At 36.8% G+C, this 22,943-nt stretch carries 22 protein-coding genes; 13 read left to right on the top strand and 9 right to left on the bottom strand.

Features of this window, described 5'->3' with window-relative positions; all coding sequences use genetic code 11:
• Nucleotides 1–250 precede the first annotated feature (250 nt).
• Both ACMZ42_RS01200 and ACMZ42_RS01195 read left to right on the top strand, forming a co-directional pair.
• Nucleotides 251–3,862: a dynamin family protein gene (locus ACMZ42_RS01200; RefSeq protein WP_370077372.1), complete on the top strand. Its 3,612-nt coding sequence runs from the start codon at nucleotides 251–253 to the stop codon at nucleotides 3,860–3,862.
• Between the two features lie 10 nt (nucleotides 3,863–3,872).
• Complete coding sequence (locus ACMZ42_RS01195) at nucleotides 3,873–4,682, top strand: sulfurtransferase (RefSeq protein WP_370077373.1); 810 nt, start codon at nucleotides 3,873–3,875, stop codon at nucleotides 4,680–4,682.
• 19 nt (nucleotides 4,683–4,701) lie between these two features.
• Here ACMZ42_RS01195 and ACMZ42_RS01190 read toward each other — a convergent pair whose 3' ends face one another.
• A complete protein-coding gene (locus ACMZ42_RS01190; protein ID WP_415730282.1) occupies nucleotides 4,702–5,334 on the bottom strand; it encodes a hypothetical protein in 633 nt (210 codons plus the stop codon).
• Between the two features lie 275 nt (nucleotides 5,335–5,609).
• Here ACMZ42_RS01190 and ACMZ42_RS01185 point away from each other — a divergent pair, with 275 nt between their 5' ends.
• Complete coding sequence (locus ACMZ42_RS01185) at nucleotides 5,610–6,440, top strand: MBL fold metallo-hydrolase (RefSeq protein ID WP_415730281.1); 831 nt, start codon at nucleotides 5,610–5,612, stop codon at nucleotides 6,438–6,440.
• 422 nt (nucleotides 6,441–6,862) lie between these two features.
• Nucleotides 6,863–8,065, top strand: coding sequence for an NADP-dependent malic enzyme (locus tag ACMZ42_RS01180; protein ID WP_370077377.1), 1,203 nt, complete (start codon nucleotides 6,863–6,865; stop codon nucleotides 8,063–8,065).
• A gap of 42 nt (nucleotides 8,066–8,107) precedes the next feature.
• Here the strand turns inward: ACMZ42_RS01180 and ACMZ42_RS01175 are convergent, their stop codons facing one another.
• The 3 genes from ACMZ42_RS01175 to gdhA all read right to left on the bottom strand — a co-directional run bounded on the left by ACMZ42_RS01175 (nucleotide 8,108) and on the right by gdhA (nucleotide 11,175).
• On the bottom strand, nucleotides 8,108–8,758 hold the full coding sequence (locus ACMZ42_RS01175; protein ID WP_415730280.1) for a YIP1 family protein: 651 nt from the start codon (nucleotides 8,756–8,758) through the stop codon (nucleotides 8,108–8,110).
• A gap of 170 nt (nucleotides 8,759–8,928) precedes the next feature.
• The gene (locus ACMZ42_RS01170; protein ID WP_415730279.1) at nucleotides 8,929–9,615 is read right to left on the bottom strand and encodes a phosphoribosylaminoimidazolesuccinocarboxamide synthase; all 687 of its coding nucleotides are present in this window, start codon (nucleotides 9,613–9,615) and stop codon (nucleotides 8,929–8,931) included.
• A 186-nt stretch (nucleotides 9,616–9,801) separates the two neighbouring features.
• Nucleotides 9,802–11,175 carry an NADP-specific glutamate dehydrogenase gene (gene gdhA, locus ACMZ42_RS01165; RefSeq protein ID WP_415730278.1) on the bottom strand — a complete coding sequence of 458 codons (1,374 nt, stop codon included), beginning with the start codon at nucleotides 11,173–11,175 and terminating at the stop codon, nucleotides 9,802–9,804.
• 188 nt (nucleotides 11,176–11,363) lie between these two features.
• Between gdhA and ACMZ42_RS01160 the strand changes: the two genes are divergently transcribed.
• Together ACMZ42_RS01160 and ACMZ42_RS01155 are read left to right on the top strand one after the other, a co-directional pair.
• Nucleotides 11,364–11,837, top strand: a complete 474-nt coding sequence (locus tag ACMZ42_RS01160; RefSeq protein WP_415730277.1) for a YaiI/YqxD family protein — start codon at nucleotides 11,364–11,366, stop codon at nucleotides 11,835–11,837.
• Nucleotides 11,827–13,167, top strand: a complete 1,341-nt coding sequence (locus tag ACMZ42_RS01155) for a D-serine ammonia-lyase (RefSeq protein WP_415730276.1) — start codon at nucleotides 11,827–11,829, stop codon at nucleotides 13,165–13,167. The genes ACMZ42_RS01160 and ACMZ42_RS01155 overlap by 11 nt, the downstream gene beginning before the upstream one ends.
• Before the next feature lie 71 nt (nucleotides 13,168–13,238).
• On the opposite strand, the gene ACMZ42_RS01150 is transcribed toward ACMZ42_RS01155, so the two are convergent.
• Nucleotides 13,239–13,430, bottom strand: a complete 192-nt coding sequence (locus ACMZ42_RS01150; RefSeq protein WP_049666523.1) for a hypothetical protein — start codon at nucleotides 13,428–13,430, stop codon at nucleotides 13,239–13,241.
• Nucleotides 13,431–13,667: 237 nt separating this feature from the next.
• The gene (locus ACMZ42_RS01145) at nucleotides 13,668–14,837 is read right to left on the bottom strand and encodes a pyridoxal-phosphate-dependent aminotransferase family protein (RefSeq protein ID WP_415730275.1); all 1,170 of its coding nucleotides are present in this window, start codon (nucleotides 14,835–14,837) and stop codon (nucleotides 13,668–13,670) included.
• A gap of 189 nt (nucleotides 14,838–15,026) precedes the next feature.
• Between ACMZ42_RS01145 and ACMZ42_RS01140 the strand changes: the two genes are divergently transcribed.
• On the top strand, nucleotides 15,027–16,106 hold the full coding sequence (locus ACMZ42_RS01140; RefSeq protein ID WP_415730274.1) for a DUF1835 domain-containing protein: 1,080 nt from the start codon (nucleotides 15,027–15,029) through the stop codon (nucleotides 16,104–16,106).
• A gap of 58 nt (nucleotides 16,107–16,164) precedes the next feature.
• On the opposite strand, the gene ACMZ42_RS01135 is transcribed toward ACMZ42_RS01140, so the two are convergent.
• On the bottom strand, nucleotides 16,165–16,656 hold the full coding sequence (locus ACMZ42_RS01135; RefSeq protein ID WP_415730273.1) for a hypothetical protein: 492 nt from the start codon (nucleotides 16,654–16,656) through the stop codon (nucleotides 16,165–16,167).
• A 395-nt stretch (nucleotides 16,657–17,051) separates the two neighbouring features.
• On the opposite strand from ACMZ42_RS01135, the gene ACMZ42_RS01130 reads away from it, so the two are divergent.
• From ACMZ42_RS01130 to ACMZ42_RS01110, 5 genes are all read left to right on the top strand, one after another.
• Nucleotides 17,052–17,738: an NERD domain-containing protein gene (locus tag ACMZ42_RS01130; RefSeq protein ID WP_415730272.1), complete on the top strand. Its 687-nt coding sequence runs from the start codon at nucleotides 17,052–17,054 to the stop codon at nucleotides 17,736–17,738.
• Nucleotides 17,739–17,764: 26 nt separating this feature from the next.
• Nucleotides 17,765–18,088, top strand: coding sequence for a phosphoribosyl-ATP pyrophosphohydrolase (locus tag ACMZ42_RS01125; RefSeq protein WP_415730271.1), 324 nt, complete (start codon nucleotides 17,765–17,767; stop codon nucleotides 18,086–18,088).
• An 11-nt stretch (nucleotides 18,089–18,099) separates the two neighbouring features.
• Nucleotides 18,100–19,101: an HNH endonuclease gene (locus ACMZ42_RS01120; protein ID WP_415730270.1), complete on the top strand. Its 1,002-nt coding sequence runs from the start codon at nucleotides 18,100–18,102 to the stop codon at nucleotides 19,099–19,101.
• 147 nt (nucleotides 19,102–19,248) lie between these two features.
• On the top strand, nucleotides 19,249–19,476 hold the full coding sequence (locus ACMZ42_RS01115) for a YdbC family protein (protein ID WP_370077388.1): 228 nt from the start codon (nucleotides 19,249–19,251) through the stop codon (nucleotides 19,474–19,476).
• 173 nt (nucleotides 19,477–19,649) lie between these two features.
• Nucleotides 19,650–19,757, top strand: coding sequence for a putative holin-like toxin (locus tag ACMZ42_RS01110; RefSeq protein ID WP_220443510.1), 108 nt, complete (start codon nucleotides 19,650–19,652; stop codon nucleotides 19,755–19,757).
• A gap of 213 nt (nucleotides 19,758–19,970) precedes the next feature.
• On the opposite strand, the gene ACMZ42_RS01105 is transcribed toward ACMZ42_RS01110, so the two are convergent.
• Both ACMZ42_RS01105 and ACMZ42_RS01100 read right to left on the bottom strand, forming a co-directional pair.
• Complete coding sequence (locus ACMZ42_RS01105) at nucleotides 19,971–20,597, bottom strand: nitroreductase family protein (protein WP_415730269.1); 627 nt, start codon at nucleotides 20,595–20,597, stop codon at nucleotides 19,971–19,973.
• A gap of 232 nt (nucleotides 20,598–20,829) precedes the next feature.
• Nucleotides 20,830–22,074, bottom strand: a complete 1,245-nt coding sequence (locus ACMZ42_RS01100; RefSeq protein WP_415730268.1) for a ferric reductase-like transmembrane domain-containing protein — start codon at nucleotides 22,072–22,074, stop codon at nucleotides 20,830–20,832.
• Between the two features lie 209 nt (nucleotides 22,075–22,283).
• On the opposite strand from ACMZ42_RS01100, the gene ACMZ42_RS01095 reads away from it, so the two are divergent.
• Complete coding sequence (locus ACMZ42_RS01095; RefSeq protein WP_415730267.1) at nucleotides 22,284–22,772, top strand: metal-dependent hydrolase; 489 nt, start codon at nucleotides 22,284–22,286, stop codon at nucleotides 22,770–22,772.
• Nucleotides 22,773–22,943: the final 171 nt, after the last annotated feature.

The raw sequence follows: 22,943 nt of genomic DNA, 5'->3' as shown, positions 1-22,943 counted from the left end.
GGTAGAATACTATTTATGACTATCTTCATTCAGAAAAACTACCACCTCTAAAGTGGTAAGACGAATCAGGATATAGTTCCTTTCTAAACAGTACTGAATGAAGATTAAGCCTCCGGCGGATGTCACGGATTTTTAAAGGAGTGAATTGTGCTCGCACAATTCAAAATCCGGACGCATTGTTTATCTGTGCGACAGCGGCAATTACGCCAAGGCGAAATTGATTAATATAAATAAAGGGGTTACTGGTTTTATGAATGATTTTGAACAACAGTTGGAGGCGCTATTAAAGCAAGCGTCGTTACAATACATAATTTATCAGCATAATGGTGATACAGAGCGTATGGATAAGACATCACTTTTTGCACGTAAAATACAGCAAAAAGAATATGTTATCGGCTTTGCTGGTCATTTCTCTGCTGGTAAGTCGAGTATGATTAACGCGCTATCAGGTGAAGATTTACTTGCGTCAAGCCCTATTCCAACGAGTGCCAATATCGTCAAAGTCCATAAATCAGATGAAGACTTTGCGATTGTCTATATGCACAATGAAAAACCTGTAAAATTTGAAGCAGGTTATGATTTTAAAACAGTGAAAGAGCTTAGTAAAAATGGGGACCTAGTGTCTCAAATTGAAATTGGTCATAGTACATCGACATTACCATTAGGCGTCACAGTTATGGATACGCCAGGTGTCGACTCAACAGATGATGCACACCGTATGTCAACAGAGTCAGCCCTTCATATTGCTGATATCGTATTTTATACAATGGACTACAATCACGTGCAATCAGAATTGAATTTTCAATTTACAAAGCAATTAATGAAGTACAATCCAAACGTTTATTTAATTGTAAACATGATTGATAAGCATAATGAAAATGAATTAAGCTTTGAGGAATTTAAGGCAACAGTTCACAATTCCTTTGCGGCTTGGGGTGTAGTACCAAAAGGTGTATTTTTCACTTCATTAAGAGAGCCTGAGCACCCTTATAACGATTTTAAAGCTGTTAAGAAAATTGTTATGGATAGTATGAATGATTGGCAGGATCAACTTGTAAAGACAGCATCAAATACGCTGCGTTTATTACAAAGTGAGCACGACACTTATTTAACAGAAGAAAGAGAAGATCGTTTAGACATCGATGAAGATGTATTAAGTGCCGATGACTGGGCAAACCATAAAGATATTTTAGAGCAATACAATAAGCTAAATCGTCAAGTTGAATTGTTCTCGATTGAAGCATGGAATGAAACGTTCGAGGACCAACGTAAAGAACTTCTTGCGAATGCTGCCATTATGCCAGCTGATTTACGCGATAAATTACGTCTGTATTTAGAGAGTCAGCAGGATGGTTTCAAGGTAGGGGGCTTATTTACTGCTAAGAAAAAAACAGAGGAAGAGCGTAACCGCCGTAAAGAGGATGCTTATAGTGCCTATCAAAATGTTGTGCATGCACAGATTACTGGACATTTAAAAGGGCTAATGAAAAAGGTGTTAAAGGATGTTAGTGCATTAAATGAAGAACGTGCTACCGCTATTGATGCCTACGCCTTTGAATTACCATTCTCTCTTATTGAGCAGCAGGTACAAGCTGGTGCCATATTAACTGGAGATGCCGTATTAAACTTCGCTAACCGTGTAGCAGAGGCAACAAAACGCTACTTCATCCAGGAAACAGATAATTGGAAGGATGCACAAGCAACAACTTTAGAAGCAGTGGCTACTGAAACAGCTGCTCCATCTAAATTAAAAATGGCTGGGATGCAAGCGAAAGTTGATGCTATTCAGGCAGTGCTTGAAATCGAGGGCTATCAGCAATATAGTGCAAGTATTATGCACCAGGCAAGCAATGAAATACGTCAGCTAGCAAATCAACAGCTTACAAATTGGGATCAAGCCTTTAAGCGAGATTTAGCAGATATTCGATTGTTTGATGAATCGATGTTAAAGCCAAAAGAAGAAGCATTACAACAGGAAGAGGCACAGCAAGCAGTTAGCGCAACTAGCCTTCCTATTGAAGGTGTAGTGAAGCGTGCACTTCATACGGCAAACTCGGTAAAAGATGTACAAGGCTTTGCGGAAGTAGCAACTTACTTAGAAAATAAAGTAGAACGATTACAGAAAAAAGATTTCACAATCGCGCTTTTCGGTGCATTTAGTGCAGGGAAATCTTCGTTCTCTAATGCGTTAATGGGTGCAAAAGTTTTACCTGTATCACCAAACCCTACAACAGCGGCAATTAATAAAATTCGTCCTGTGACACCAGAGCATCCGCATGAAACAGCAGATGTACTGTTAAAAACAGCTGACCAAATGCTAGAGGATATTCAAGCTTCATATGCAGCAGTTGGATTATCAGTTTCTTCTTTAGAAGAGGCATTTAATCGTGCAGATGAAGGACTTGCGGTACAGCTATCGGACGAACGCCTAAATGTGCATAAATCATTTATTCGTGCATATAAAGAAGGGTTCCCAACATTTAAGTCTGAGCTTGGAAAAGTATTACGTGTTAACCGTGAAGAGTTCGAAAAATTTGTTGCGCAAGAAAATAAATCATGCTTTGTCGATAATATTGATTTCTATTATGATAGTCCGTTAACACGCATGGGTGTGACACTTGTTGACACACCAGGAGCAGATTCTATTAATGCGCGTCATACAGGTGTTGCGTTTGAATATATTCGTAATGCTGATGCAATCTTGTTTATTACTTATTATAATCATGCTTTTGCTAAAGCTGACCGTGAGTTTTTAATTCAGCTAGGGCGTGTGAAGGATGCCTTCGAACTTGATAAAATGTTCTTTATCGTCAATGCGATTGATTTAGCGACAACAGAAGAAGAGCAGGAAGATGTAAAAGGTTATGTGCGTTCAGAGCTACAACGCTTTGGCATTCGCTTCCCTCGACTTTACGGTGTGTCGAGCTTATTGGCATTAAAGGAAAAAGTAGAGGGTGCTGATTTAACATCAGGTATGCCACCTTTCGAAGATGCCTTCCACACATTCTTAAATGATGAATTAAGTGCATTGGCTGTTCAGGCACTTGCAGAGGAAGTCGATAAAACGGAACAACGTTTAGGTGACTTAATTGCGCAGACAGAAGAGAACTTAAAGCGTAAGGATGAGCGTTTAGAGGAATTAACAACTCTTGAACAGCATATAACATCGAAGTTTAATACGCTTAATACAAGCATGTTAGAAAGTGAAACGAAGCAAGAGCTTGATGAATTATTGTATTATGTTCTTCAGCGTGTGTATTATCGTTACCCAGAGTTCTTTAAGGAAGGCTACAATCCTTCAACATTTTCAGCAATGCCAGCTCAGCAAGCATTAGAGCATGCTTTAAAAGAAGTAATGCAAAGTTTACGTTTTGACTTTACACAAGAAATGCGTGTAACAAACTTCCGTTTATCACAGTTTATTAGTAAGAAGATGCAATTACGCTTTAAAGATGAAGTACGTGAGCTGAAAGAATTAAACCGTAGCTTCTCATTCTTAGCGTTTGAATCTTCTGAGCCAGATTTACTTGATTTTGAAGGACCATTTACAGATATTGTGAAATATTCAGGTGTTAAATCACACTTCCGCAATCAAAAGGCATTCTTTGAGAAGAATGAAAAAGTGAAGCTAAGTGAGGCGCTTGAAGTATTAACAAAACCAGATGCGCAAAACTATTTAGATTCACAGAAAGTATCCCTCATGACATGGGCTATTACCTATATTGCTGAGGAAGCAGAGAAATTACGTCTGCATATTTACCATCAGGCACTTGAACAAATTGCAACAGAAAGACTTGCACTTCAGGAAGAAAGTCGTTTAGCTTCTTGGAAAGCTATTTACGAACAATTACAATACGCATGAGGTGATTCATTTGGGAAAAGTATTCAAATCAGTTGAGGAAATTCAGTTAGATGGAGTCCGTTTCTTAGATGCCCGCTTTGATTTACAAAACAAAGAGGCGGGGAATAAAATATTTGAAGAGGGACACGCACCAGGAGCGATTTATATCGATCTAGAGCAGGATCTATCAGATATGGGGTCTAGCGATGGCCGCCATCCTATGCCAAGTAAGGAAAAGCTATCGGCAGTATTTCAAGGATTAGGATTAAATTATGAAGATCAAATTGTCGTTTACGATCAAGGGGCTGCGCCATTTGCACCACGTGCTTGGTGGATGCTGACATATGCAGGCTTTCCAAATGTAGTGATTGTGAATGGTGGTGCACCTGCGCTCGAGGAAAAAATATCTTTCACAAAAGACATTATAAAATATCCACCGACTACGATTGAATTTGTTTGGCGAGATGAGCTATATGCTCCACGTGAAGCAGTTAAAGCTATTGTAGATGGAGAAGTCAATGCGACGTTGCTAGATGCACGTGCCGCAGCTCGCTACCGTGGTGACGTGGAGCCTCTTGATATGGTAGCTGGGCATATTCCAACAGCAAAAAACTTTGACTGGGAACAATTAAAGTCAGATGGTCGTCTACAAGCCAATGATGAGTTACGCAGCAAGGTTGCTCAAGACGAGCACGTTGTTGTATATTGTGGCAGCGGTGTTACAGCATCACCATTGTATGCAGTACTAGCAGATGAAGGTTATGAAAATATTCAACTGTATGTAGGCAGCTTTAGTGACTGGATTACACAATATGATGTAGAAAAAGGAACAAATGAATAAATGATTGAGGAAGAAACGCTCACTTTGGTGGGCGTTTTTTTGCTTTTATTGGCGTGGAAAGGGTAGCGTTGTTGAAGCGACGGAAGGTATGATCAAAGCGACGGATAAAATAGCTGAAGCGACGGATAGAGTGGCAGAAGCGACGGAAAGAATGGTCAGAACGACGGATAGAATAGTTGAAGCGACGGAAAGCGGACGAAGTGATGGATAGAGTGGCAGAAGCGACGGAAAGAATGGTCAGAGCGACGGAAAGAATGGTCAGAACGACGGAAAGAATGGTCAGAACGACGGAAAGCGGACGAAGTGACGGATAGATTGGCAGAAGCGACGGATAGAATAGTCGAAGCGACGGAAAGCGGACGAAGTAATGGATAGAGTGGCAGAAGCGACGGAAAGAATAGTCAGAACGACGGAAAGAATGGTCAGAGCGACGGAAAGAATAGTCAGAACGACGGATAGAATAGTCGAAGCGACGGAAAGCGGACGAAGTGACGGATAGAGTGGCAGAAGCGACGGAAAGAATGGTCAGAGCGACGGAAAGAATAGTCAGAACGACGGAAAGCAGAGCCAAGGTGACGGATAGAGAAGCCAAAGTCGTGGATAGCCCCGCCCAAATCGTGGATAGAACCGTCAAAATGATGGATAGCCCCACCAAAATCCACCAGAGCGAAGAATTATGAAACAATATATGTGGATTGTGCTCTCTTTTACAACAAGCTGGACTTTTCTAATGAATATAGAATACGATGCAATGGTCTCTCTATTAATAGTAGAATCTGTTTTAATAGTAATCTTCCATTTACATTTATTTTCCATTACATCATTTGACAAAGGATATTATATCAACGAATCCGAATTGTGATGTATTCATAAAATGACTGGTTATTCATTTTATGCTACACTCTTTTTACAAAGGGGGGGGAAAGGATGTTTGAACGAGAGAAAAGTATAGAGATTCAACAAAATCGTGATGTGAAATGCGCTCACGGTAAAGTGACAGTTCAGGGGATAGGAATGAGTGTTTATAGCTTTTTTGTAGATGGCTTACTAATTGATACAGGCTCATATTCACTTTCACAGGAGTTCCAATCCTTTTTTAACGAAATACCGATTGAACAATTGGCGCTCACTCATTCGCATGAGGATCACTCAGGAAATGCAGCATGGATTCAGCAACATAAGGGTGTACCTATCTATGTTCACCGTGATTCGGTAAGTCTTTGTGCAAAGGATGGAGAGTATCCATTTTATCGACAGGCATTATGGGGGGAGCGACCAGCGTTTATTGCCCAACCATTAAGCAATACATTGCAAACGAAATCAGCTACATTGGACATTATCGAAACACCAGGGCATACGACAGATCATGTATCATTTTACAATCGAGAAACAGGTGCTATGTTTACAGGAGATTTGTATATACAGACGAAAACTAAGGTTGTCCTTGATGAAGAAAATATCGTACATACCTTGGCGTCTTTGAAGAAAATATTAAACTATGATTTCGAAGAAGTTTATTGCTGTCATGCAGGCTTTATAGCGGATGGTCGAACGAAAATACAAGAAAAAATTGCTTATTTAGAAGATATGGAGAGTAATATAAGGCGGTTGTTTCTTAAAGGTTATTTAGTAGATGAAATTACAAAAGCTATCTTTTCTCGTGATTACCCGATTACGAAAGTATCAGGGGAACAGTGGTCTTCCAAACATATTATTACTGCTTTTATAAATCAATTTACGCAAGAGTCCTTAAAATAAGGACTCTTTTTTTGCTTTGAAATTGAGGGATTCAGTAAGGAAAAAAAGAATACTTGAGGATGCATAATAAAAAACTTTGTGAAAAAATGTGAAGAAAATGTGACGGAACCAGATGGAACAATGGATACGCTTACATTAGTTTGTGAAAAATTTCTCATTTACACAAGAAAAATACTATGTGAAAAGTTGAACAGGCTTAATGGCGGTATTTGTACATTTTTAATAAAGCTAATCGATGCGAATATTATATTATAATAATTGATTGTGAAGTTAATAACAAAGCATAAAATTAGCGGAGATGAGAATAGATAGCGCTATTTAGATGAAAAACTGAAATTGACAGAAAATTCGTTGACTTTACTTTCACAAAGTATTATGATTCTGAAATATATAATAATTTGAAAAGAAAAGGATGGGATTGAATGGACATTATGAAAAAGGCTTTAGAAATGCACGAGTATTATAGCGGGAAATTAGAGGTGATTTCTAAGGTGCCTGTGCAAGATTCATATGATTTAAGTCTTGCGTATTCGCCAGGGGTAGCTGCGCCTTGTGTAGAGATTGAGAGAAATCCATCACTTGTTTACGACTATACAATGAAAGGTAACATGGTGGCAGTTGTTTCAGATGGAACGGCGGTATTAGGGTTAGGGGATATTGGTCCGAAGGCAGCATTACCAGTAATGGAGGGGAAGGCTATTTTATTAAAGCGTTTTGCCAATGTTGATGCTTTTCCTATTTGTTTAGATACGAAGAATACGGATGAAATCGTCAGCATTGTGAAGGCGCTTGCTCCTACTTTTGGTGCTGTAAATTTAGAAGATATTTCAGCCCCAAGATGCTTTGAAATTGAAGATCGTCTGCGCCAAGAATGTGATATTCCCGTATTCCATGATGATCAGCATGGAACGGCGATTGTAGTAGGTGCAGGGATGATTAATGCCAATCGTATTGTGAAGAAAGATGTGGCAACGATGAAGGTCGTAATTAATGGTGCAGGAGCAGCGGGTATTGCTATTTTACGTATTCTTGTGCAAATGGGCTATAAAAATATTTATATGTGCGATACAAAAGGCCTCATTTATGAAGGTCGCGCTGAAGGTATGAATCCAATTAAAGAAACAGTGGCCCATTTAACAAATCCTGGAAAAATACATGGGACATTGGAAGATGCCATTAAAGGTGCTGATGTCTTTATCGGCGTATCGGTTGCTAATTTATTAACAGAAGCACATATTGCTTCAATGAATGATGATCCAGTCGTGTTTGCACTAGCAAATCCAAATCCTGAAATTACGTATGAAAATGCTAAAGCATGGGGTGTACGTATTATGGGAACAGGACGCTCCGATTATCCAAATCAAATTAACAATGTGCTTGCTTTCCCTGGTATTTTCCGTGGGGCATTGGATGTTCGAGCAACAGATATTAATGAGGCTATGAAAATAGCTGCAGTGGAAGCGATAGCCGCTCTTGTAAGTGATGAGGAATTAACGGAGGAATATATTGTACCTAAATCATTAGATGAGCGGGTTGTTGAAATTGTTTCCCAAGCTGTAAGTGGAGCAGCTGTTGAGTCTGGTGTGTCGGAGCTATTCCAACAAAATACAGTGCTTTCAGTTTAATGTGAAAAAATCTCCCACTCTCATAGAGAGAGGGGAGATTTTTTACATTGTTCCGGCTAAAATGCCGATAACTGCAAAGAGAACAATCACCAGAATAATGAGGGCAATGAGAATAATGCATGGAATATAGAGTGTAAAGAACGCTCTCCAATTGGTTATTTGGTGTGCTTCTGCAACAATTCCTACTGTAATAATGAGGTTCCAAATTGCAACCACAATCGATAATAAAATTGCAATCCAAAAAACCCAAGGGTAAGGCCCGGCGAAGTTAGGATCCATTAAAGATTCAGGTGATGTAAATAACCAAATTAAATAAAAAGGAATAAGGACTATAGATGGAATAGCCGTTAAACTTAGCCCTTTGAATAAGTGTGAGTACGTACCTGTTCCTTTAAAAAGTTTACCGAATAGCCAAGCGATGAGTGCAACAAAAGCTGTACCGATTATTCCTGAAATCGGTGATGCAATAACACAAAATAGTAAGATAAGCCAAGGAGAAAAGTCTATCACGGATATCTTATCAATAAGGTCTGAAAGTGTAACACCAATATAACCAATTGACAAAAGAAGAAGAGCAAAACCTATTGATTTTTCTTCTATCATGTAACGGGTTGTTTGCTTTGGATGCAACCAAATAGACAAAAATGGATTAACCTTTAGCCTTTCTTGTGATGTTTCATTAAAGTCATCCATTAAATTACCTCCAAAATAATAGTATAAATGCATTATGCGTATAATTAGTATACGAGTGAACGAATGAAAAGTTTCGAAAAAACATCTTAGCAACAAAAAGAGCCGCAAGAAAGCGACTCTTTTTGATTACTCGTATCTAGTCAGGCATAGCATTTAAATAGAATGGTTTTTTATTCAGCTAACATAATTTTTTCAAGTTCTAATGGTTCTATGTATTGTTCGCCTTTGTAAGCACGCATATTACCACCTGAAATTTCATCGATTAATAAAATTTCATTTGTTTTAGCATCGCGGCCAAACTCTAGTTTAATATCATAAAGTGTTAACCCTTTTTTATCAAGCTCTGCAGCAATAAATTTAGCGATTTCAATTGTACGTTGCTTTAATATTGCGTATTCTTCGTGTGTTAACAGGTTTAACATGGCTAAAGCATCTTCAGAAATGGGAGGATCTAGTCGATCATCATCTTTGATAGTAACTTCTACGAAAGAATCTAAGTCTTGTCCTTCTTTTACGTATGCACCATAGCGACGTAGGAAAGAGCCTACTGCCTTGAAGCGGCAAATGACCTCTAACCCTTTACCAAAAACAGTTGCAGGTTTTACTGTCATTGTTGCATCGTTGAAGTTTGCATCAACGTAGTGAGTAGGAACTCCTTGTTCGTTTAGTTTTGAGTAGAAATAAGAAGTTAAGCGAAGTCCAGCTAAACCAGCACCGTCGATTGTTAACCCTACAGTATTAGCACCCGGGTCGAATACGCCGTTCTCTCCAGTTACATCATCTTTAAATTTTAATAAGTAATGACCATCTTCTAATTGAAACACATTTTTCGTTTTACCTGTATACAATAATTCCACAAAAAACCCTCCAATATTTCGTAGTACTTCATTATTATAACACGAATGTTTTGAAAGTTTAATAGTAAAAATGTTCGTTTTAAACGATATTTTTCGTGTTTTTCAACTTCTTATCTAATGAAAAATAAGGTGATAACGAATGTTTGTTATCACCTTAAGTGGATTGAAAGGATTCTGAAATTATTATTAATAAACGCCTTCAGCTAGCATACCATCAGCAACTTTTATGAAGCCAGCGATGTTCGCGCCAACTACAAGGTTCCCAGGGTAACCATATTTTTCGGCAGCTGCTTTACTGTCTGCATAAATATTTTTCATAATTTCATGTAATTTAGCATCTACTTTTTCAAATGACCAGAAAACACGACTTGAATCTTGCGCCATTTCAAGAGCAGATACAGCAACACCTCCGGCATTAGCAGCTTTAGCAGGACCAAATAATACGCCAGCATTTAAGAATTCGTTAATTGCTTCAAGATCTGATGGCATGTTTGCACCTTCACCAATAGCTTTCACGCCGTTAGAGATTAAAATACGAGCTGAATCGCCATTAATTTCATTTTGTGTAGCACATGGAAGCGCGATGTCACAAGGGATAGTCCAGATACCAGTGCAACCTTCTGTAAATGTAGCATTTGGACGATAGTTTAGGTAAGTGGAGATACGATCGCCTTTTACTTCTTTAATTTCTTTAATTGCATCAAGATCTAAACCTTCTGGGTCGTAAACATAGCCTGAAGAGTCAGAGCAAGCAATAACTTTTGCGCCATAAGCTTGTGCTTTTTCAATAGCATATGTTGAAACGTTACCAGAACCAGAAACTACAACTGTTTTACCTTCGAATGAATCGTTGACATCTTTTAGCATTTCATTTACAAAATATACAGTACCATAACCAGTTGCCTCTTTGCGGGCTAAAGAACCACCGTAGCCAGGAGTTTTACCAGTTAATACACCAGATTCATTTGCTTTTGTTAAACGCTTATATTGGCCCCATAAATAGCCTACTTCACGAGCGCCAACACCGATATCGCCTGCTGGAACATCGACATCTGGACCAATATGGCGGTATAATTCAGTCATGAATGCTTGACAGAAACGCATGATTTCCGAATCTGATTTACCTTTAGGATCGAAGTTTGAACCACCTTTACCACCACCGATTGGTTGGCCTGTTAAAGCATTTTTAAAGATTTGTTCAAAGCCTAAGAATTTGATAATCGATTCATTTACCGAAGGGTGGAAGCGAAGACCGCCTTTGTATGGCCCCATTACGTTGCTGTATTGCACACGGTAACCACGGTTTACTTGAACTTTATTGTTATCATCTTGCCAAGCTACGCGGAAAGAAATGATACGATCTGGCTCAACGATACGAGATAAGATATTGGCTTTAATATATTCAGGGTGTTGTGCAAATACAGGCACTAATGAAATGAAAATTTCTTCAGCTGCTTGTAAGAACTCCGCTTGATAACTATTTTGTTGTTTTAGTTGCTCGAATACGCCGTCAACGTATTCTTTTGCTAATTGTTCGTTGCTTACAGTTGTAGTTGTCATAGTAAAAAACCTCCAGTTATTTGATATTTGTATCGTATATCTATTTTTCGCACTATTCAATAAAATACTTTTTCCAACAGTCTAAAGTTTGTGAAAAATTTAACAAGTAGGGGTGAGAATTTATTATATCAAAATAATGATGAGTTTGAGTGATCTATCTAATTATGAGAAAGGAATGATGCTTTATTGTGAAGGTTTTAATTGACGCTGATGCCTGTCCAGTCGTGGATTTAGCACTATCTATATCATCTGAGTTTGAGATTGAAACAATCTTGTTTTGCGATACATCCCACCGTATCGAACGTGATAATGTAATAACAATTATGGTTCCGAAAGGTCCAGATTCAGTTGATTTTACGCTAGTGAATGCGCTTTCAAAATACGATATTGTCATTACACAGGATTACGGTTTAGCAGCTATGGTTTTGGCAAGAGGCGGTTATCCAATCGATCAAAATGGACGAGAGATGTCTAATGAAAATATCGAACGTTTGCTCGATATGCGCCATGTTGGACAAAAAATTAGACGTGCTGGTGGACGTACGAGAGGACCTAAAAAACGAACACAAGAAAACAATATTTCATTCGAATTGAAATTTCGACAAATTTGTGAACGAGCAATTTTAACTCAAAAAATGGAGGAATCTGAAGGTGGAAAATGAGCGTAAACACGAACTATTTAATCAATTTCCGAGACTAAATGAGTTAGCAAATCATAATACTGTACTTTGGGAAAATACAAATCGAGAAAAAAAGGCGCAAACAAATCTTTTTTCAATAGAGGAAGTTGAGGAGGCAGAAGAAACACTTAAACGCTTTTCTTCCTATTTAACTTTAGCATTTCCGGAGCTTTTGGAAAGCAAAGGGCTTATTGAATCATCTTTACTAGATATACCTTTCATGAAGAAAGCTCTTGAAAAGGAATTTAATGTTTTAATACCAGGTCAATTTATCTTAAAATGCGATCATGCCTTGCCAATTTCCGGCTCTATTAAAGCCCGTGGTGGTATTTTTGAAGTATTAAGGCATGCAGAACGGCTTGCGATCGCTAGTGGCAAGCTAACAAAAGAGGATAGTTATGCCGTGTTGGCAACAGAGGACTTTCAATCGTTCTTTCAGCAATATACAATTGCCGTAGGTTCTACAGGTAATTTAGGATTGAGTATCGGCATTATGGGCAAAAAACTCGGCTTTAATGTCGTTGTACATATGTCGAGTGATGCAAAAGAGTGGAAAAAAGCATTGCTGCGTGAAAAAGGTGCGACAGTTATTGAATACGAAGCAGATTATAGCGTTGCTGTAGAACAAGGTCGTCAAGAGGCTGAACAAGATCCTATGTGTCATTTTATTGATGATGAAAATTCGAAGGACCTATTTGCCGGCTATGCAGTAGCGGCGAAGCGTTTAAAAGCACAGTTTGAAAAGACGAATATTACTGTGGATGCTGCCCATCCATTGTTCGTGTATTTACCCTGTGGTGTAGGTGGAGGACCGGGGGGAGTTGCGTACGGGATACGTGAAATTTTTGGAGAACATGCCCACATCTTCTTCGCTGAGCCCGTAGCATCCCCTTGTATGACAATTGGCTTGATGACAGGTTTACATGATGAGATCAGTGTAGAAGATATTGGATTAGACAATAAAACAGAAGCAGATGGTCTAGCAGTCGGGCGTGCGTCAAAATTTGTTGGCAAAGTGATGGAAACATATATTAGCGGCTGTTATACAGTGAAAGATGAAGAATTATTTACATCACTCGGTTTAGCGATGGAATCGGAAGATCTATTTTTAGAGCCATCTGCGCATGCAGGGATGTTCGGACCAATTCATTTAATGAAAAATGGTCAAAGTTATTTAGAAAAGTATGATTTAGTTAATAAGATGGAGCAAGCTACCCATCTTGTATGGGCAACAGGTGGAAGTATGGTGCCGGTGGAAATGCGTGAGGAATACCTGGCAAAGGTAGTGCAAGTAGCAAGAACTAATGATTAAGGTAGTTAGTTAATAAGAAAACGCAAGAATGCTATTTGGAATTAACATTCTTGCGTTTATTACTTTTAAAGTTATTTATATAAATAGTCTAACGCTTGATAATCTTGCTGATAGCGTCCACCGTCTGCTACTTCAGCGTGATATAGAGCTTTTAAAGCATAATTTTTTTGTAAATCCATTTCGGACATTAACTCTTTTAGGCGATCATGTAATTCACGGTTTTCTTTCACAAGTTGCTGCATTTGTGGTTTAAAATATTTCATTCTTTCTAACTCCTCAATTTATAACGTGCTTATTAGTATAACACTTTTAGCTTTTGAAAATGCACTCATATTCATAATTCTGGCTTTAAAAGATTATTCGGTCGATCATGCCGTGACTTATTATGCCATGATATATATTAATTGGTGTGAAAGCTGTGCGACTCCTGGCCCTCGTGAATGTAATCATAAAACCTCCAAATCATACATAGATTTGGAGGTTTTCCATTAGTTAAAGCTTTACAACTGCAATTGTTTTCGCTGAGCGGTTAAAAATACTTCCTGTGCTGCCCGTACACCTGCACCTGGCTCAAAGTCATATTCAAAGTCTTGAAGTGCAGCTTCCATTAAAGAAACGGCCTGTAAAATATCACTTGGGAAGCAGTAACCCATATGGCCGAATCTGAAAATTTTCCCTTGCAAATGACCGAGTCCTCCAGCGAAATCTAAATGATATTGTTGCTTTAAATGCGACAAGAAGTCACCGAGTGCAATCTCTTTTGGTGCCATAATCGCTGTAATGGTCGGAGAAGCATGCTCATCCGTAGTGAGAAGTTCAATATTAAGGGCATTCATTGCATGACGCACCATGTTTTTCATTAGTTCATGGCGGGCAACTGTATGTTCAAAGCCTCCTTCTTCCTCTATAAGTTTACAAACCTCATGCAGTCCAGAAATAAGTGTCACAGTAGGCGTGTTTGGAGTCATCCCTTTTTCTGCCCAGCTACGATAGCTTAATAAGTTTAAATAATAGGAAGGCGTATTATTTTCTTCAATAACGTTCCAAGCTCTATCACTAACGCTGACAAGAGAAAGTCCTGGAGGTAGCATCATCGCTTTTTGAGATCCAGTAACAAGAATATCGATTCCCCAGGCATCCATTTCTGCAGGAGCTCCACCTAGGCAACTTACACCATCGACAATACATAATGCATCCGTTTCCTCACGTACAACTTGTGCTAATTCAGCAATTGGGTTTAAGATACCAGTGGAAGTTTCATTGTATGTGACAAAAACAGCTTTAATATCTTTCAACGGCTGCAAGAATTCTCGTAACTCCTTAGCTGTGCAAGCTTGCCCCCATTCTTTTTCAAGCTTATGTACATGAAAGCCGTATTTCTCACAAATCGAAACGAAATAGTCTCCGAATGCTCCAACAGTGATGACAACTACATTTTCACCAGCAGAGACAGTGTTAACCGCCGCAGCCTCTAAAGCAGCTGTACCACCTGATGGAAGGAGTAAAATATCCTGCTTTGTCCCAAAAACAGGTTTTACTAATTCAATTGTTTCACGGTAAAGCTCTACAAATTCATTGCTTCGATGACTTATAATATCGCGACTCATCGCAAGCTGAACCTTTTTCGGAATTGGCGTAGGTCCTGGATGTCTTAAAATATTTTCATACACAATCATCAAACCCCTTTGTATTAAAAATTAGAAATTCGAAATTTTCTAACTATAATATAGCATATTTTTTCTGTTATCTAACTTCTTTTTCAAAATTTGATAGATCAAGTGTCGTAAGAGAGTAGAAAATACAACGAATAGTTCTCAATTTTTTAATATGGTAAAATTTTTATATAAGGGGGCTGAGTTATGGAATCGAAAGTAAATTATCCATATATTTATTTTTTATTGGAATCAAATATGGTTTTTGTCTATCGAATTAAAACACATCATTATCTGAACGCATCGGATTTGATAGATAGGAGTGAATGGGAGGCTTATGAATTACAGCATCATGATCAATTTGAAGCATTCAACCATGAAGAAAGTGAAGCAATTGAGGGGTGTGGGTTCTGGCTTGAGCAACATAAATTAAGCGACATAGTAGAAATTATCAATGATTGTATTCAAACACATCGTTCTGTGGACCATCGAATAACAACGCAGGCAGTTCATATTGTGAGCTCTGAATCTGCTGCTGGTTCAGTGAGAGTAGCACTACCACCACCTAAACATGTGATTGGATTCCCTGATTGCTTTTCAATTGGACCATTGTGGAAGCTAGAGGAGAAACGAGGTCAAACATTCCGAAATAATTGGTTATTTGAAAATATTAATGATGGACAGGAAGATGTTTATCAAAATAAGTTTATAAATACTTTGCGTGAAATAGAAGATATTTCTAATCATGTTCCAATCTATATTTGGTATGGTAATAATGGCGATGAACAATGTGGGCTTCGTTTTTTCCTCTATTTATTGCGAGATAAATCAAATGAGATTTTTCTCATTAATACAACAGAACATAGTAAGGCTAATTGTGCGACAAGTCATCTTAGTTCACAGCAATTAGCACAGCTTTTTATCAACATAGAAGAAAAAAAGCCATTAACTATCCATGACCGTCTTATTTTCCAAAATGAATGGGAAACATTATCGCAAACTAACGATATTCTGCGCTTATGGATCAATAATGAAATAAAAGGGGTTCCAGAAAATTATTTTGATCCACTTATTATAGAAACGATCGAAAGGCTACATAATGAACAAGCAACAAAAGATTTTATCAAGACAGGGACAGTGATTACGGAACTCTTACCTTTAATAGAAGAGATTCCTAGTGTCTTCTTTTTAGAATGTAGAATAAGATTTTTAGTCTATAGTGGGGTACTTGCATTAAAAGGTATTCCTAAGTCCATGAGACACTATAGTGTAAAATTACGTGAATAACTAGAAAACCTCTTTACACCTTTAAAAGTGTAAAGAGGTTTTTGTACTTGCATATGTATTATGCAACGAAAGGTTTATTCATTTTTATTAAGCCGTAAATAGCATAGAATAGTCCTAATGTGATGAACGATAAAATCGTATAAAGTACAGCTTTCCCAGTTCCGCCAGTCCAACGATAGAAGAGGCGATATGTGAAGTAGAAAATAAAGCCAAGAAGACCTATTGAAGCAATTATATCCAGAAACAGATACGGAATTAATGAAACAATTGTTAATACAGCGTAAATAATAACATTCTTTATTGCTGCTGAACGAATTGTTGCGTCATCATCACCCTTTGCTGTTAATAAGAAAAGGCTATAAACACCAGCAATTGGAATCCAAGCAATATAAGCTTGTTTGCTAAAGCCATTTGCTTTAGATGCCTGGTAATAAATAAGTGAATTAATTACATAGCTTGCGATACTTATCAATGCAATACAAATTAACATAATAAAGAGGAATGCCAAATCTAAATCATCGAAATCATTGTAATATGAAGAATCGTACATATAAAAACCTCCTTTCCAAAAAAATACTTCACAATAATAACAATACTAAAGTCATAAATCTACAGTTAATTATATCCGGAATTTAATGTTAATGATGTATTTGCACTATTTGAATAGATGTAAATATTGCATTAATGTTCATTTTTTGATAAATGATTGTTGGATCAAAAAAAGAGGTTGGCAAACTAGTAGCCAATTGTTGTAGACGTCACAAAAAATCAGTGCTTGAACAAGACAGCTTACAAATAAATTTAAATTCTACAAGAAACTATCTTGATGAATATTTGAGCACTAATGTAAAAAATGCTAAAAATATCCTCATAAGTATTGGTATAATAGTTTTAGGATTTTTGGCTTATATGAAGTAAAAGGAATAAGAGAGAGGAGAGTAAGTGATGCTAATTATAATTTTTATATTGATAGTAATAAGCTTTTACCTTATGGAAAAAAATTATCGGAAAAGTGTCTATTATAAACTGACAAAAAATAATTTCTTTGCAGTTAAACTCGATAAAGGGAGAAATGGTGAGTACTTAACATCGAAAATTATTGAGAGGCATGCCTTACAAAGTCATAGACAATTATTAAATGTATATATTCCCAAGAGAAATTCAGATGAATTAACGGAAATTGATTTGCTTTATATTGATCGAACTGGTCTATATGTGATTGAATCAAAAAACTATAGTGGCTGGATTTTTGGTAATGAAACACAACAGCAATGGACACAAACGATGCCGAATAAGAAAAAATATAAATTTTTCAATCCGATCAGGCAAAATGGTACGCATATCCGTGCAATTCAAGATTTTTTAGACCTTCCGAAAGAAGCAATTCATTCAGTCATTGTCTTTAGCGAACGCTGTACATTGAAAAAAGTGGGAGTTACTTCCCAAAATGTACATGTTATAAAACGAGAGGATTTAAGGCGTTTTATCCAAACGCAAAAGCAAACTGCAAAACAGTTTTTCTCACAAGAAGATATTCAAGCAATTTACAATAAGCTTGTACCTCAAATGCAAGTATCCAATGAAGTCAAAAAACAACATATTCAAACGATTCAGCAGAAATATGGAAAATAATCGTGTGTTAAAAGGGGGCAATAAGCATGCCAATATACAATAAATTAGTACGTGATTTAATTCCTCAAGTAATTGAAGAAGAGGGTAAAACATGTAGCATAAGAGTATTAGAACAAGGAGAACACTTAGAGGAAATAAAAGTGAAAATGCAAGAAGAAGCATTAGAATTTCTAGAGGCAGCCTCACCAAAAGAGGCCGTTGAGGAACTTGCGGATATTTTAGAATTAGTACATACAGCTATACAAATGTACGACGTGTCCTACGAACAATTAGAACAAATATGTACTCAGAAGAAGAGCCAACGCGGAGGATTTTCGAAAGGTATATATTTAATTGAGGTGAAGGAGTAGGGGGAAGCAGTATGTCGCATGATTTAAAGGTCGGTGAAATACGTGAACAATATGTAACTGAGGATCAGATTTGGCAACATCTGAATAATTTTTACTATCGTTCATCAGTCGCAACTTCTTATAAATATGTGTTTTTTAAAGCATTGCTTGAAAATTTATATAATGTAGACGAGAAGTTAGTACTCAGTTATGATCAAATATTTTATTCTTTCACAAATATATATTGGAATCTGGTAATTCATCACAAGTTAGCACAATCACCTAATAAAAATAAACCTGCTCGTGCCCAAACCATCTTACAGAAATATGCTAATGACAATGCTATCCCTCCAGAATGGCAATTCGATCAGCTTTTAGATTCGTTGCAACTAAAAATCGTCAATGAGGTGAAGCGTGATTGTAAGCAGAACGTTATCGGCGCATTTTACGGAGATACAGCAGGGGTATTCTATGAATTTGACATCAAACATGCACATTTTCGTTTCAACAATCCTGTCTATCAATTCATGAAAAAATACCAGCGGGTTTTAATAAATCTAACAAATTATCATTTAGCCAAATATCTTGAAAAAGTGAATGAAGTCACAAGTACAATGGCGTTGCTTTCGAAAGTAGAAGTGATTTCAAAGCGCAGTTCTTTAGAAACATTTTACAAGGTTCTTACACAATTTGAACAAAATCGATGCTTCTATTGTAATTGTGATTTATCAACTAATCGTCGAAAAACACACGTCGATCACTTCATTCCGTGGAGCTTTATTCAAAATGATAATTTATGGAATTTAGTGTTGGCGTGTAATGATTGTAACTTGCATAAAAGTGACAAAATCACAACTAGATTTTATTTAGAGTCCATGCTCGAAAGAAACTATAATTTAGTGTCAATTGTTAGAGAACCAACTTATTTTTATACATATGAAAATAGCAAACTTGTGGATTTATATGATTACTCAATAATGAACGGATATACGACGTTATGGGAGCCGAGGAAGGTACATAAGTTAAAAAATTAATTTGATTTTATTATGGAAGAACATAGAATAACTCTGACGGATTTTACGTTTCTTAGGAAGTGTAATTATTTCAAGTGTTGTCACGTTTGATTATCCTATTATTTCAAGATATAGTTCTTATTACAGATAAAATAAGGAGGAATAAATATGGCAGAAGTTAAATACGAAATTGTTGAAACAGTTGCGGTATTATCGGAAGGCAATAAAGGCTGGAAAAAAGAATTGAATTTAATTAGCTGGAATGGTCGTGAACCGAAATACGATATTAGAGATTGGTCGGAGGATCATACAAAGATGGGGAAGGGTGTTACGTTGTCACTGTCTGAGCTACAGCTTTTGAAAGAGTCATTAGCTAAATTGTCAGGCTTAGATTAATGTACAGAACTATTCTTTAGAGTTGTTTTAGAATAATTACGCAAATGAGTAGCAATTTTAAATTTTCTGAGGATTTTTCATAGAATATATTTCGTAAAATTGTTAGACTAACAATAGCAACAATTCATAATGCAGGTGGCGGCTGAACTCCCTTTTGAAAGGGGGTGAGGCGGATGACAGTATTTGAAGCATTCAGTTTGATTGTGCAGTGTAGCCTTTTGCTAATTGCGGTACTGACACTGATGCTTAGCATTATTGTCTCTCAAAATAAAAAGAAATAGCCACCCTGCCGGCTAAGTAAGGTGGCGATAGCTACAACTTTAACTTGGTCAGCCGCTATGATTGCGGCATGATTGTTGCTTTGACTGGATGTTGACGCATCCAGTCTTTTTTATTCTATATATAGTGTATCATATTTATTCGAAAAAGAACATTTTTCTTCATTCAGTAGGCATTTCAAGCCAAGCGTAATTGATACAGTCTTTCTCTCTCGATTAAATGAATTTTGCAATGTCATTTAGCGCTAAACGAGAAGAGCCATAAGCTGGTGATGCTGCTTTTCCGATGGCGATTAAGACGATCGGCACTAGATTATCTGTTAATTCAAAGTGCTTCGCAAAAGCCTCTTTATTGAAGCCACCCATTGTAACCGTATCATAGCCCATTTCTTTTGCTAAAAGCATGATTTGCATAGAAATTAAGCCTGCATCAAATGTAGCTATATTTTTTAGAACTTCTTTAGGAAGATTAGAATAAATCTTTAATGAATTTTCGATCATCATGTTTTTTGTTGCTTCATCCATATAGCCAAGATCGAAGTTTTTTGTATAGACTTCTTCAACATTATTGTACATTGCTGTATCGCCTAATACCGCAATGATGGCAGACGCAGTTTCTACTTGCTCCTGGTTATTAGCAATTAAACGTAGTTCTTTTTTTACTGCCTCATCTTGAATCACTAAAAAGCGCCAAGGTTGTAAATTACTTGATGATGGAGCGGTTGTTGCCTCCACAAGTAATTCCTCTAAATCTGATTGAGGAATTTTATAATTAGCTTCATATTTACGAACAGATTTGCGATCATGCATTACTTTATTTAAATAACTTTTTGTTGTAGTCATGTTAAAAAATCTCCTTTATTTTTAATGAGATTTTACTATACGATATACTCTTCAGAATTCCAAGTAAATTGCTCGAATTAGAGAGTTTTGATTAACTTCTTTCAGCGGGTATCCAATACCCGCTGAAAGAAGTTAAAGCCTCCGGCGGATGTCACGGAATCGGAAAGGAGTTCTTTGTGCGAGCACAAAGCCGATTCCGGACGCAATTATGCCGAGGCATAATTGATTATTATTACTTAAATTTAAATGCCTCGAAGTCAACGCTTATATCTTTATTGCGGGATTTCAATTGCTTGGCAAAATGTTTTAGCATTTTTTCAGGGCCACACATAAAAATACTTGTTTGAGGGGGCACTGCAAAATTTTTAAATGAAAGCCTGTCCATTTTGGTAGTATCAATAAAGTTCACTTTGAATTGTTGATTAGTTTCTGCATACTCCTGTAAAAAATCTTTATAGATAGCATTGTTTTGACCATGATAAGTGTAAAATAACTCAATATCACGATTTACGGGCTGTGATTGCAAATAAGATAAAAATGGAGTAATGCCTATACCACCAGCTATCCAAACTTGTTGTTGTGTTCCGTTTTCAAAGTTTAAATGACCATAAGGACCATCAAGTGTAACTGGTGTATTCAGCTGAACTGAATCATATACTTTTTTTGTGAAATCACCTATCGCCTTTATAGTGACAAATATTTTTTTTCCATCGCCACCTGAAATTGAAAAGGGATGAGGCGCCTTTTCTATGCCATCTTGCAAAATCTTGATAAAAATAAATTGTCCATGACGAAATGGTAATTTTTTATCAAGTGTTAGCTCCAGTTCAATAACATTGGAGCCCAATTTTTTAATCCTCGTAATGTTGCCGTTATATTTAAAAAACATATCCTGATACATCGTCAACATATATAATGCTGACATAAATCCAATTGTTGCAGTTATTGCTGTAAAAATTCCTAAAGGTGTAGGCTGCAATAAATCGTATCTGCTTGAAAAATAGGCATGATAAATTCCAAATGTATAAGGGATAAGCATTAACCGATGAAAGATCCGCCAGTGCTCATATTTTAGAAATTTAGCAAAAAGCGCAATTACAATTAGCGCTATGAAACCATATTGCCCAAGTGATCCTAGTTCTTTCGCAAATTCACTGAGTGAAGTTCTTTGTACTTTATCCAAGTGGGGGACCAGACCTTGTAGTTGACCATGAATAACCACTAATACTAGAGAAAGTATTGCTAAATATTTATGATAAAAATAAACATTTTCTAGTCCATGAAACCAACGTTCAAAAATTTTCATTCTTGTTGCTAACAAAAAGACAAGAAAGAAGCCTGTAATGGCCATGCCTCCAATGATGTGACTGAGCCTGTTAACTGCCTGGATAGGTTCTATAGGTGTAGCAAAATACCACAGTAAAGCACTACTACTCATTATTAGTATGATAAACAAAATTCCTTTGATAGATTTCATAAATAACCTCCAATACTCATTTTTATCTCTAATTATTCTATATATACAATAAGAACCTGAAATGTTTCTGATATTTTTAATTTGATATGAAAGTTAATTTTGTTAATAAAAAAGGGATTATACGTTCGGAATATATGTTCCCTTTTAAGCTGAGGTGTGTTAAATTAAGAAGGATAAAAATATAGAGATATAAGGAGCGGAAGTAAATAATGCAAGGGAATACACATATTATCGGGGGCATCACTGCAAGCCTTGCTTTTGCACAAATTTCTAATGATAATCCGCTTGTTTTAGTAGGAGCGGGCGTTATCGGTGCGTTACTTCCAGATATTTGCCATGGAGGTAGTAAAATCGGGAGGAAGTTTCCCATCATATCAAAAACTGTGAATTCGCTGTTTGGACATCGTTCCTTTACACATAGTTTGCTTTTTTTATTTTTGATTTGGATGCTACTACATACATTTATACCGTACGAATCCATTTCACTAGGTATTTTAATAGGGATGGCAAGTCATGTTCTCCTTGATATGGGAACGAAAAAGGGTGTTAAGCTGTTCTTCCCAGTATCCATTTCAGTACGTCTACCTATTACTACAAAAACGGGTAGTAAAGCTGAAAAGGTAGTGTTTATGTTGTTAACGATGCTTTCAGTCTTTTTTAGTTATGAAATTATTTTTAAGTTAATTGAAACTGTGTAAGCAAAGGAACTCAATACGAGAGTGAGATGCTCCTTCTTAGGTAGACAGATAAAAAATCTGTTTATCTAAGGGGAGTATTTTTTTTATTCAGCAGTGAACGTAAAAGGGATATTCATTATAAATGATTTTTGGTAGAAATTTCACTGTTGAACGAATTGCTCAAAAAAACTC

Source organism: Lysinibacillus sp. NPDC056185, from assembly GCF_047737915.1.
GTDB lineage: Bacteria > Bacillota > Bacilli > Bacillales_A > Planococcaceae > Lysinibacillus.
This window is presented reverse-complemented; position numbering and strand designations above follow the sequence as displayed.